This window comes from Pedobacter sp. W3I1 (assembly GCF_030816015.1).
Taxonomy (GTDB): domain Bacteria; phylum Bacteroidota; class Bacteroidia; order Sphingobacteriales; family Sphingobacteriaceae; genus Pedobacter.
In genome coordinates this window covers 3,322,200-3,336,063 of the sequence record NZ_JAUSXN010000001.1, presented here as the reverse complement: position 1 = coordinate 3,336,063, position 13,864 = coordinate 3,322,200, and the positions used below count along the sequence as shown (strand labels likewise).

At 45.7% G+C, this 13,864-nt stretch carries 4 protein-coding genes; all 4 read right to left on the bottom strand.

Annotated elements, in window-relative coordinates:
* Positions 1-156: 156 nt before the first annotated feature.
* Genes QF042_RS13930 through QF042_RS13915 form a run of 4 tightly spaced genes read right to left on the bottom strand, consistent with a single transcriptional unit; the run spans position 157 to position 13,834 of the window.
* Positions 157-2,709, bottom strand: coding sequence for a hypothetical protein (locus QF042_RS13930; RefSeq protein WP_307529346.1), 2,553 nt, complete (start codon positions 2,707-2,709; stop codon positions 157-159).
* A gap of 43 nt (positions 2,710-2,752) precedes the next feature.
* A complete protein-coding gene (locus QF042_RS13925; protein ID WP_307529344.1) occupies positions 2,753-3,271 on the bottom strand; it encodes a DUF4402 domain-containing protein in 519 nt (172 codons plus the stop codon).
* Positions 3,272-3,285: 14 nt separating this feature from the next.
* The gene (locus tag QF042_RS13920; protein WP_307529342.1) at positions 3,286-12,531 is read right to left on the bottom strand and encodes a hypothetical protein; all 9,246 of its coding nucleotides are present in this window, start codon (positions 12,529-12,531) and stop codon (positions 3,286-3,288) included.
* The gene (locus QF042_RS13915) at positions 12,452-13,834 is read right to left on the bottom strand and encodes a fibronectin type III domain-containing protein (protein WP_307529340.1); all 1,383 of its coding nucleotides are present in this window, start codon (positions 13,832-13,834) and stop codon (positions 12,452-12,454) included. Before QF042_RS13915 ends, QF042_RS13920 begins: the two co-directional genes overlap by 80 nt.
* Positions 13,835-13,864: the final 30 nt, after the last annotated feature.

Here is a 13,864-nt window from a genome sequence, read left to right as displayed (position 1 = left end):
GGTCAAAGTTCGCTAAGAACACTTTAATAGCTGTATGCAAAGCCCTGAAAGTTGTATGCAAATCAAGGATTAGCTAAAAATGGATTATTCAAAATGCTAAATAATTCAGTAACTGCTGCTCAGAACTTAAATCGTGATGATTTTGTATCAGGTTTTTTATTTTGGTGCTCGCTTATAGGTCGTAGATGGAGCGAGATTAAACAATAGATTACTGATTAGGGTGCCATCTATACTACGTAAAATAGTAAAATCAGTTGATCCAGGGGAAGCGATCAGGTGTAATTTTTCCAATTGACCTGGATCAATCTTCGCCGTATATTTTCCCGGAAAAAAGCCCAGGTAAGAAAAATAGCCGTCAACTTCCGAAATGGTTTGTCCGATTTTTACAGATCGCTCATTGTAAAAATTAATGATTAAACCACCCTGCCCTTTATCTTCTCCCTGTTCCTTTAAAATGACCCTACCGGATGCCTCCCCATAAACTACAATCGGAATGGCTATATTCTTCACATAATTAGGGTCAATAATAACGTTATAATTCTTTTTAGGGAGTTTCCAGGCCAGGCGGTCAAATCCGGAAGAATCCAGCTCAAGATTATAATTTGTATAGGCTTCAAGGTCAGTAATGCGGATAGTGGTGTCGCGGATAGATTGCGTAATCCGACCCCCATTTATCTTTATTTTCAAGCCCTGAACACGGGGTTCCGACTTGTCCTGCCGGTTATTGCCATTCAGGTCAAGGTAAGGAATTAACAGGATCGATCCCTGGCCAATACTGGAATGGTTATTGAAATTCGTAAAGCCACTATTACTATCATGTATCAAACTGCCGCTCAGCCCATGTAGCATCCTCACTTCATCATTACTCTTTCTAACAGATAACCGGGTTAGCGCAAAAGAAAAATCATAACGCACACCCAGTTCAATATTATTGATGTGACTATTGAAATTCCGTTCGTAAACCGCGTTGATATACCCATTCCGGAACACCCGCTTTTCTATTTCAGTTTTTACAGCGATAAGGCTTTTGTCAACATAATTAAATTGTGCCTGTTGTGTAATCAATAGGTTTTTCAATAGCCTGGTCGACAAAGAAAAATTACTGAACACATCCGGATTTGTCCCTTTTAGGAAATAAGAATAAGTTGTTACGCTTCCATTAAAGTTGCCAAGCGTAGCAGATAACATCCATTCAGCAGTCGTATATTTTGTGTTTGGAAGTATAAGTTGTTGAACGGTTATTCTGGTATAGGCAGAAAAACTTCGTGTACGAATGGGAAAAGAGAGGATTGCTTTCCTGTCTTCTACAAACGTATTGTTGATGGCGGTCTGGCCCTTTTTGTACCAGGTGTTGTTAAGTTCCAACTGTAAGCCTGATGGTAAGTTGTAACTTAATAATGCTTTAGAGCGTACGTTATGATCATATTCTCCCGATGCCAGCAGATTAGGGAGCAGGCGTACGGAAGTATTGATGAAAGGGATTTTAGTACCTGAGCTGATAGAGGAGAGGTATTCAATTCCACCTCCAACTGTTACATTTTTACTAATCCCGTAGTTGCTGCTGAAACGGGCAAAACGGGTATGGTTCGCATCTTCTACTATCCCAGTGCTGGCGAAATACTCAAATTCATCTTTAGGCAAAAAATTAAAGGGGATGTTAATATTTTGCTCCGTTGAACGCTCCTCTCCATAGGGGCCGTAGAAGCGCAGTTTTACCACCGTATTTCCGTATACAAGAGGCACATCGAAGGTGTAGAAACCTGAGGCATCTGCTTTTACATAATTGATCAGAACACCGTTTACATACAGCTCAACCGTCCAGTTCGGCTCTGTATGGTTGCTTAAGGTATAGGTTCCGAACGAGCGCCTGTAAGTTGTAGGCGCATTGGTAACCTGGATACCAATAATTGGCGCATAAATAGAAGCGATAGACCGTCCCTGGATTTTTCCCGCAAGGAACTGCTTTGCCAAGGAGCCGTTATTGTCTACATATCGCCATAAATAATATTGCTGCCGGGGATTTAATTTTTCATTGTTATGATAATTAAGCACCACATTCGTTTCGCCCCCGGCAAGCATACCCCCAAGACCAAGGCTTACCCTTGCATCTTTTGGCAAATCCTTATTCCCCGCAGAAGTGATGACCGCATAATCAGCTGCTCCAAAATAGAATAACGGATAATTCCGCCCGATAACGGTGTCGGCCTTAAATTCTCCTTTCAGCCGGCTCAGATTAGTACGCATTTGCTCCAGGCGTAGCTCACGAAGTATCGGTAGCTCCAAATCCGTATTGAGTATAACAGACAGATTGCGAAAATTAAAGGTGCAATTCAACCCAAAAATCTCACCGAAATAATCCGTCCGCAGGTATAGCTCCGTGGCCGTGCTGATCAGATCACCTTGCTTAAGCGGATAAACTTTGTCCCGGTAAATAATCCGATTTTTTGCCGGATCCATAAAAAACCTGGCTCCCGGATCGATAAATGTTCCGGATACTGAGTCAGGGTTTTTCGAGATGATATTAAGCTTCAGGAAATTAAAAATACTTATAACCGGAAGATAGGCCGTCTCGCCTTTAATCAGCGCCGGGATTTCAGCAGCACCTACACGCTGTACCTTTAAAAAGAGGGATAACTCTTCATAATCAGGATCTGTCTGTGCCTGGGAAATGTGGACATTAAAAATACAGAGCCCTGTTATCAGGATCATATTTGCCATAAAGCTACGCATCGTTGGTCTGGCCCGTTCCGGATTAAGGTTGAATAAAAGTTACTGAAAAAGTGCCGCTATAATTACCGGGCGGATTGGTCAGTGGATTGGTCAGGGTTAAAGTGCCGCCAATCCTGATCTGTGTGCGACCGGGAGAAGTTGCAGTGGCGATAAAAGGGCTGCCGGGGTTAGCATTTCCGATATGCAGACTGATGCTTCCGCCATTGCTCCCTGAGAGTGTGACATCGGGCCCGTTTACAATTGTGACCAGGGTACCGGGCTCTGCATCTACCTCAAAAATCGCTGGTGAAAAAGAGTAACCCTGACTCGTCTGGATTACGCTTCCCGTGGTTGACCTGGAGCCATCGGGATAAATGATGACTGTTCCGCCCGAGCTTCCCTGGTAAAAGGCACCGAAAATAAGTCCTTGTGCCGGATTCACATAAACCACCACTGGCCGTGGCGGATTCTCTGGAACCACTGATAGTGCCCTGTTTTTTATTTGCGCGTTTATCGAAAATCCGTTAAATAGTATTGCTAGTAAAAATATATATCTTTTCATCTTCTTCATTTAAATCATCTGCCACTGATTAATATCTTTTTGGTATGTGTACCGTGGGCTGTTATAAAACTGACCAGGTAAACCACATCAGGCGCCAGTCCGGTAAGTAGGTATGCCCCGTTTCCTTCAATTTGTCTTCTCGAAATAACCTGTCCGGCGATATTGCTGATAATCAGCTGCCCCCGCTGTTCGTTGAGCAATCCTATCTTCACATACATTGTTCCAGCCGATCCATATACGGTATAAATATCCCCGTTTGTTGTGTTGGCCCCATCTTTTGTTGTACAGCGTAAAGAGAACCGGTTTTCAACCGTTCCTTTCTTCAGGTTTACGGTATAAACCGGGTTCCGTTGTAAATTCTGATTAGTGCCTGTTACTGCATCTGTGAGGTAAAGGTTAAGATGAGCTGGCCAGTTTTCCAGTTTCCGAAGGTTAAACGTAATATTTCCGTCTTTCTCTATTTTTATTCCAAGTGGGATAACGGTGGCTGTATCCAGTTCTGCCAAGGCATTGATCACTAATTTTGAAGCGCCCCCAGCCATTGCGTATAAATTGGGAAGATCTCCGTTGTCGTTCATCAGCTTAACTGCTTCCAGCTGCCTGTCGAAACCCTGGGTGGCCTGCCCGTTTGTGTAGATTACAACCGGGTCTGAGGATTGTGCGTGATCAGAAAAATTAGCACTGAACCGGAGCAGCATCCGTGGGTTTGAATTCACGCTGCCGGCGGTGCCCATGATAGATTTATGAAAAACGGGCGAAAGATCATTCACTCTTACATTATTATTCATAGCCAGTGTTGCCGTTATAGGATAGGTACCATCGCTTACATGAACAAAAAAGCCCTGCATAGAAGCGATAACCGGAGCGGCTATGCCGTCACTGGATATACCGTTTACATAAGTACTGTATCCTCCGGTGTACTGGCTCACGCTTCCAGAATTAAAGAAGTATACCGCATTATCTATGTTTGTCCTGGTCCAGCCAACTAAAGCATCCCAGTTAATTGGCGAAGGGTAGGGGTTGCCGGCCAGGTTAAATCCTTTTGTGTACAACTGGTTATGATTGTATAGTGTGGTGCTTATTGCCCCGTTACTTACTGTGCCGGCCATGTTCACTGTTTTCGACGAAGTTGATGAGCCGAAATCTGCGGCATATCCCTGCAGGGGTACCAGGGCATTTGAAGGATTGGTATAAGAAGTAAACCCACTGCTTGCCTTGTCCTCTATATAATTATAAAAGTTAGGGAAGGTGGCATTCAGGTCAACCGTAGCCGCAAAGCTGTTTACTGTTGCGTTCTGAAAAGGCGAACTGAAATATTTGTACCCGAAGCCGGCGGCAAGGTACCGTTGCATGGTTACACTTCCAGATACACTACCTGCACCGCTTCCATCAATCAGAGCAGTTTTAGTTGCCGTTGAAACCAGTTTAAGGTAGCCGGCTGAATTAAACTGACCTGTACTTACCAGGAGAATATCCGTAAGGTCCAAAGTACCACCTAAAGTTACACCTGCAGTATTGTTAATCGTTAAGTTTTTGACCAGGTTTCCGGTAAAAGCTGCTGCCGCTATGTTTTGTGCAGCGGAGCCATTCATTTCAATTGTTCCATCACTCACGATAAAACTTCCGCTGTTGCTGATGCTCCCGCCTATTTTTAAGGTCTGGCTATTGATGTCTAGGGTACCTGCTGTAATGGACACATTATTCCTGACGATAAGATCAGATGACATCAGTGGAACGGTTACATTACTGCTGGCAAGACTTAAATTATAAATAGGGTTAGTGGAGTTGATCTCCATTGTTTGTGCCGCGGCTGTTGAAGCATTTCCCATTTGCAGTGTCCCGCCGGTGAAGCCGGTTCCGGTGGTGCTTAGGTTGTTGTAACCCAGGTTTTGCCCGGTACTTCCACCAGCATTTTGAATGATGATCGTACCGCCAGACATGCCAAACGTAGCACCCGGTACGTTCATGTTAAATGGCGCAACACCCGATGCGGTACTTCCCAAGGTATTTATGGTCATTGTTCCACCTTGTACGTTAAGTGTCCAGGCTTCGCCCGGATTACCTATCGCTGATGCCAGGTTAAAATTTCCTGCCGCAACAGTAAAATATGCTGTGCTTTTGGGCAGTACAACATTATCTGCTGTGTTACCCATATTTAGTACACCACCTGTAACTTTAACAAGTCCGGCAACTGTCCAGTTGATGTCAGCTGAGTTAATGGTTCCTGCGTTTACCCATAAACCGGCCGTAGCAGGGATTAAAAAATTACCAGTTGTAATATCAGCTGTAAAAGGAGTGATATTTACCTGTGGACTATTGAGGTTGAATGAACCGTTACGGAGGACCAGAAATCCATTTGGGGCAGAGAAATTAGCGGCTGTAACCTCAAGATAATTGGTATTTACAGTACCCATGTCAGTAGTGATGCTGTTAAAACTTGTTGTGGTACCTGGCCCTGTTATGGTTTGAACTCCATTTTTATTAAAGGTAGTGTTGCATAAACTGTTTGCATCGGGTCTCAGGTTTAGTATTCCGTTGTTTGTTACATCACCACTTATGGTTAACAGATGCGCCGCGTCAGAAATGGCAGCCACATTTAGTGTTGCCCCGCTTGCTATTGTGATAGCTCCAGCTACAGTAATTTTTTGTATGGTTGTATTCGTGCCAATGCTGACAGTTCCCGATGTTACACCAAGGTTGTTGCTAATTGTCGCATCCAGCAGGGTAACTATGCCCCCTGAATTTGCAGCATTAAGGTTGTAATATGGAATTGTGGTTACCGTTTGATCTGTCGTGCCGTTATAACTGATTGTTGAAACGTTTGCTGCTGTATTTGTTGTAGCACTTTCTGTCACAGCTAATATGCCGGCGATTCCTGTTGTACCGGTATTAAATGTCTTTAACCCTGCATTACTTAATGTAAGCTGGTTATAATTAAACGCCGGGATAGTCTGCGGTCCGCTACCATTAAAATTAACCGTGCTACCGGTTATGGTATAAGCATTGCTGCCAGGGGTAAATGTATTTGCAATACCAATGCTACCACTACTTGCGAGTGTACGGCTACCTGTCGAGCTGCTGATCAGGTTATAGTAGTTATATGCCGGAATTGTTTGGGCAGTGCTGCCAATAAACCCTACGGTTCCATTTCTTACATCAACTGTTCCGGATACTGTTGGGAAGGCCGCCGCGGTATTAAATGTTCCCGAATTGAGGGTGAAGTCTCCCGATACCGTTAAAGAGTTTCCGGCATTTGTAGTCAGTACAAGTCCGGTATTACTGAGTAATAAATTTTTCGTTGCAGCAACCACATTAATATTTATTGTATGGGCCCCGGTTAGCTCCACATTGTCGGTAGCTGTAGGTACACCATCCACATTCCAGTTTGCCGCATCACCCCAGTTGCTTGTTCCTGCACCGCCATCCCAGGTCTTGATAAAAATGCTCATCTCCCCAATTTGGAATTCCGCAAATGCCGTAAGCCCGGTTGCCTGGATCGTGGTTGATGTTGTGGTACCAACCATCGGGTAAATCCAGGAGCCACGCGCAAATGCACTAAATCCGCTAAATCCACCAACAACAAAGGCATTGGTCGCTACACCTGCATCCAGGTCTGCAGCCACAAAATTAAAAGTTACGTTATAGCTGGTAAATCCGACCCCGCTATTTGTCAGGGTCCAGAACCGGTTCACGCTTTTGCTGGGATTGATGGTAGAACCGCTGATTTCAGGATGGTCGCCCGAGGTGGTTGAAACGATGAGATCACCTGCAGTAGTCACACTGGCAAAAGTCAGAGAGACGGGTGTATAGCTTGTTGTATCACCGATCTCAAAGGTTTTTGTAGGTGCTCCGGTGGCTATGTTTTTCTGCAACCGGCCATTTATCCAGCCCGTATTCTGGGCGGCACCGGTAATGTTACCTGAAGCAGATTGTGTAAGTACATTGCTGCCGGTATGAATGTTCCCTGCTGTAAAGTTCAGCGTTCCATTTACGCCGACATTCGATAAAAGCTGTACCGAACCGGCAGTTTTGCTGATCGTTAAATTGTTGAAGGGAGAAATACTAAAAATAGTTTGTACCGCAGCTCCATTCATGGTAAAGGTAGAGGTATTTCCATTCAAAGTACCACTGTTTAAGATGTTGCCCGCAATTAAATGGGAATAGCTCCCTGCATTTAGGATGGCTCCGCTATTTATGGTAAAATTATTCGTAATGGTCCATGGTGAGGAAGGGGTGATCCCGGCAACATTGGTATTGGAAATTACGACATTACGAAATGAGGTGGGACTGCCCGCCAGGGTCGTTGCGCCAGCACCTCCAAATACTACCGTACCTGTGCTGGAGAAAATACTGCCCATGTTTAGCGTAGCAGCTGCTGTTGGAATAAAGTTTAAGGTGCCGCTGCTGGTTATCGTGCCGTTGTTTGTTAGCGCCCCTAATAAATTATGCGTAGCGTTTCCTCCGGTAAAGGAAACGCCACTTCCCACTGTAAGTGCGTATAATATGGTCCATCCAACACTCGGGTTTATACCACCAGTATTATTGAGGTTCAAAAATCCAAATTGGGGAGCAGACGTCGAATTTAAAACCGGTGATACGGTGCCGTTAAAATTTACCGTTAGTGCAACCGTGTTCACTGCATTGATCAGGCTTAGCGTTTGCACCACATTTCCGGTGAATGTAGTACTGCCTAAATTGTATAAAATACCGCTGTTCATGAGGTCGCCATTCATTGTAATATGGAGGGTTGAGCCACCACTTAAAGATCCGGTGCTGGTAATACTCAGCAAAGTGTTAAAAGTCGCATCATTTACAATGGTATAGCTCCCGGTAACGGTGGCCTTGTTGAATGTATTATTTCCTGATATGTTTTTAGTGGTGCCTGCAAAAAGGACTGTGCTCGCAGACGGGATGTAAGTCCCGCTATTGATCCAGTGGCCATTCAGCGTAAGGGTATTGGAGCCACCGTCAAAAGTTGCCCCTGTTTCGATAGTCAGATCACCATTAACCGTAATCGGTGTGTAGAGGGTTTTTAGCCCGGTATCCCTGAAAATTAAATTTCCGTATACTACACCGGGTAAAAGCAGGTGCTGGGTGCCAGTACCATTAAAAATTACAGTGCTAAGCGGACCTAAGGCGTAATTGGCAAATTTATTGGGTGCATTATCTGCCGCGATAATTAAGGTACCCGCATCTGCGATGATAGCCGTGCCGCCAATAACAGTCCTGTTAAAAAAGAAGGATTTGATGTCTAGTGTACCCGATGTTCCGGTAAGGTTCCCTTTTAAGATCACATCACCGGTAAGGACAGCGATAGTGCCTACGGGTTTATTTATTTCCAGATTATTAAAAGTAGATGCTGTGATGTTTTGTGTTCCGCCGCCGTTAAAAACTGTTTTTGTTCCGGCGTCATTATAAGTACCGCTGTTCGCCCAATTGCCTCCGATATATAAAATGCTACTGTTGTGCAGTATTGCCCCCGACGAAATGGTTACATTTCCTACTACTGTTGTCGTAGCTAAAATGTCCAGCTCCCCTGCAGTTACGCTCAGGTTGCCTCCAATGCTGAGGGTGTTGGCGATTTCTGCAGCAGCGGCGCTTTTGTTGATGTTGAGGTTATTGTAGCTTACAGCACCAATTACCTGGTTAGTTATACCACTGTAGGTTACCGTTCCTGCACCAGGGCTAAAGGATCCGTTCACATAGTTATGGTTTACAGCGATTACCAAATTTCCTGCCCCGCTGAAAGTAACATTGGCACTGCCCGACTGAGTTAGGGAGCCGCCCAGGGTTACCGTTCCTGTACCAATGTTCAGATTGATTGCATGGCCGCTTGTTCCGTCACTCAAGGATAAGTTTCCATTAACGGTGAGAGATTGATTACCCGCGTTAATGGCATGTGTTACATTACTGCTCCAGGTTCCATAAATATCTCCGGAAGTAAGTGAGCCTCCGCTGGCCATAGAAAGCGTTACCGCTTGTGCACTTCCAAAATTTATATTTTTAACATTTACTGTACTGCTGATGGTTGGCTGATTGATAAAAGCTATGGTGCCTAAATTCACAATATCAGTAGCTGAGGGTGGGGTTGATGCAGAGCCTTGTACGGTTGTCCAGTTGGCGGCGGTATTCCAGTTTGTACTCACGCTGCCGTTCCATTGCACTACATTTGCATCGTCAGAAAGGGTCCAGCGATTGGTGATATCTGATAAGAGACTTTGTTCTACGTAATTGGCTGTCGCGTCATTAGCCGTTTTACCAGAAGCAGCCCATGACGTTCCATTGTAACGCCACAATCCTATCGTGGTCTCACTGCTGCCGTTGAGTTCTGCGTCTTCATAATGCAGGCGTAGCGTTGCGCTGGTATAGGTGCCCGATGGAATGGTAATGGTGTAGAATCTGCTTATCGAGCCACCAAAAGGGAAATCACCCAGCGGACCAATAACAACGGATACGGTTACACTGTTGATGCCTGAAGGCCCGGTGAAAGTGACCAGATTATTAGGTCCTTCAAAAGCATAGGCCACTCCTGTTGTAAAAGCATGGTTCCGCTGAATATTACCAAGTATAATTCCATTGCCTGTCCTGGTGCCGGTAATGGTCAGTGTATTTGATCCGGTAAGCAGGGTACCCAGCGTCATGTTCACTGTAGCCGCAGCTACATTGCTTTGCAGGATTACACTTGTAGCCGCTGTGGTATTGTTTACGGTGAGGATATTAAAAGTTGTGGCCCCGGTAATATTTGTGGGTTGATTTCCCAGGAACTGGATCGTACTTACACCCGCGGTAAAAGTCCCAAAATTGTTCCAGTTACTATAAATGGAATGCGTAAAACCGCCGGGTATAAATGTGGTTCCGGCACCGATGGTGAGGCTGTTATTTATCGTTAAAGCCGCAATGGCGGTTTTGTTGTTTCCGTTAGAAAGGCTAAGGTTGTTATAGGTGATGGCATTGATGTTCTGGGCCCCGCTACCATTAAAATTTACCGTATTGGGTGCTGAAGAGGTAACATCCAGTATACCCGAATTGATGGTCAGGGCGCTTGCGATTCCCAGCGTTGAGCTCGCTGATAATTGTAAAGAAGTACCGTTAATGGTGGTATTGAAAAGATTGGCGGTTCCGCTTAATGTAGCGGTTCCGGTAAATGTTGCCGTACCGGCTGTTGCAGATAAACTACCGTTGACCGAAAGGCTGGAGGAGATCGTAAAATTAGCTGTCGAGGTAATGCTACCGGCAATTGAAAGTATGCCAAAGCTCATGGTGCCTGCGCCAGAAATTGTCTTTAAAGTTCCACTCATGGTAATTGCGCCGGTACTTGTTGTGAAGCTTCCGCTTACTGATAAATTGCCGGTAATCATCAAAGCGTCAGTCGTACTTACTGTGCCACTGATGGTCAGGTTATCTGGTGAGATTTCTGTTCCGCTAATGGTTTTGCCTGTGCCGGTCATTAGGACTGTCCCGCCCGAAAGCTGGCTGAAAGATCCTGATCCTGTAGTCGCAAGGTTTCCTGTTAAGCTGATACTGCCTGCCGAAAAGCTAACCAATGAAGCGGCAATCGTAAGATTATTAAAATTCTGAGTGCCGGACCCGCTTACCGTGCTACCAGGCCCGGTAAAAGTAATGGTGCCGGTATTGCCGTTGAATGTTCCGTTGTTTACCCAGTTCGCGCCAATACTATGTGAAAAGCTACTGCCGTTAAATGTAGTGGATGCGCCAATAGAAACATTTCCGTTGACGGTAATTATTGCTGCGGCAGTAAAAGTAACTGAGGTACCGGCCGCTAAATTGCTGCTCAGGTTCCCCAGCACGGTTAGTGCTGTTGCCGGAAAAGTTTTTACAGCGGCGCCGCCTGAACTGCTTAGCGTAAGATTTCCATACAATAGGTTCGCCACAATTTGGGCAGTTCCAGAATACTCTACGGTACTGGCTACCACTAAGGTATTCGCGGTAAAATTAACCGGGTAAGTATTTGTGCCCCCGATTTTTAAAGTAGCATTATTGGCGACCATTAGTGTGCCACCCGCAGTTGCTCTGTTAGCGGTAAAAGTACTTAGATCAAATGTTCCGCTATTTACAGAAAGATTACCACTTATACTGATGTTGGTATTTAGGGTAACTGTGCTGGCTGTATTTGCGATGACAAGGTTGTTAAAAGTAGTGCTGAATGTACCTGTAATAACCTGTGCTGTTGTGCTGTTTAGCGTTACAGTTGCTGTTCCCCCTATAAATGCGGTAGTTGAAACATTATTTGTCCAGTTCCCTTTGAGGATTAGGTTAAAGTTATTCGCATTTAATGTGCCTGCAGTAAGCAGCAGGTTGTTATTCACGGTAATTGCTGCCGGTAAAAGCAGGCCATTGCTGTTGTTCAGCGTTAGATTAAAGAAGGAAGTTATGCCGGTGAAGGTTTGTTGTCCACTGGTACCATTAAAACTGACCGTGCCCGAGTTCGTAAAAGTTCCGTTGTTGGTTAGCGTGCCGGCAACATTCAGTGTGCCGGTGCCGGTCAACGTTACACTCGCCCCCGTGTTAATGGTCAGGTTTTTAGTGCTCACGCTGGTACTGATATTCGGCATTCTCGTTGCACTGGCAGTGATGATTACATCTGTGGATGAACCTGGAACTACGCCGTCGCACCAGTTTCCGGCGGTTGCCCAGTCTGTACTCAGGTTGCCTGTCCACTGCCCTGTATTGCCTGTTGCGGTAACCCTCACATATGCTACAGATGCTACAGCACAGCCAGCTATTGTGGCTTGTAAAGTGTAAATGCCTGCGTAGGCGGCTGAAAAGGTTAAATTGGGGTTTTGCAAGGCAGAAGTAAAACCATTGGGACCCGTCCACGAATAAGTGGCACCGGCTACTGTTGTAGCCGTAAGATTAAGTGTAGTCCCTGCGCATACGGGTGAATTACTTCCTGCACCATCTGGCGAATTATATAAAACACCTACTTCTGTTGAAGAAAGCTCTCTGTGATAGATGACCGCATCGTCCAGCGTACCCTCGAAGAAATAGCTGCTAGGCTCGTTTGGCCAGGTAGATAGATCCGAATAACCAAGGCGCCAGTAGCCTGTAGTCGTTTCAGCGCTGGTCACCGTTGCATCGCTTGCCACGAGCGCTCCGTCTACATATAATTTTAAACCTCCCGCACCCAATGTGCTGGTAACCATGTGCCAGTTCCCGTCATTATAGGAGGCAGTTGTACTGAGGTACTTTTTCACGGCGCCGGGTGCAACTGCAAGGTATAATGTGCCTGTCCCGGTCATGTAAATAAAACGGTCCCTGCTTCCGTTGCCAACCCGTTTGCAAGCTGGAAAAACCGATTAACGCCCCGCCAGTTGTCGTGGTCGTTTTGAACCAGGTGGAGGTGCTCAGCGGCCCGGGGTTTACATAAACATTCCCTGTTGAAATGTAATGGCTTATTCCGTTAAAAGTATAGGCTTTACCTGCAATGTTAAAACGGTCGGCGGATAGTGTGGGCGTGCCACCCTGGAAAGTGCCGTTATTGTTCCCTGTAGCATCATTTGAATTTCCTTCTAACTTATAATACGAAATGAGACCACTGGACGGGAGTTGTGAAATTACAGGCCCTGTGCATGACGTAGCCTGGCTGCCACTAAGTGCGGTACTCATTCCCCCTTCTGTAATGGCGTAGACTTTCCAATAGTAGGTATTACCCGCCGTAAGGCCTGATTGGATTGAAGATGTGGCAGCTGCGGCGGTCTGACTAATAAAAGTATAGTTTATGCCGTCTGTGGAGCGATAAATTACAAAACCCCTTTCGTTTGAAGAAAGGTCGGCCCAATTTAAGGTCATTGACGTGTTTCCAACTGCCGAGAAACTAAGTGTGGAGGGCGCAACTGGGATGGGAGCAGTGAAGGCATACGTTCTTCCGGTTACTCTCTTAGTAGTGATGCTGGCCTCGGTTGTAGCACTTACGCTAGTACCTAAGTTATTTACAGACAGGTAATTTCCAGATCCCGTTGCGGTAGCGGTAATACCTATAGAGCCAGATGGAGAAGCAGCAGCGGTGGCATCAGAACGGTAAACAAACTCTACCTTACCACTTGTTTCGTACAGGTTTACCTGGAAGGAGCATACCGCACCTGAGGCAAGGTAATACCATTTCACGTTGAGGTATTGAAGGCTGAACACGCGGCTGCCCACGGCACCGCTGGTTTTATAGGTTACGTTGCTGGTCGCAACAATATCAAGATCATCCCAAAGCGGCGCGATTACCGGTCGTGGTGATCCCCCGGTAGCCAAACTATTGGTGTATATGTTATCTGCAGGGACACCGCCCATAGCAATCCAGCCATTGGTACTGGCAGAAATCCCCGTGTACCTGGCCCCCATATACCAGAAGTCAAACCCGATCGGGATCAACGTTGACAAGCCATCATCTGTAGATCCTGTCCAGCTTGTTGCACTGGCACCCGATAACGCCGTGAAAGTAGCGGTGGTGCCAGTGAATGTATAGTTGGTAACAGATTGAGCGGATAGTTGAAAGCTCAGAAAAACAACTGCAAGACAGGTGATTATACCCTTGAGAAGTATATTTCTTTTCATTTTTGGAGCGGTTAGATGCCCTTGTGTGCC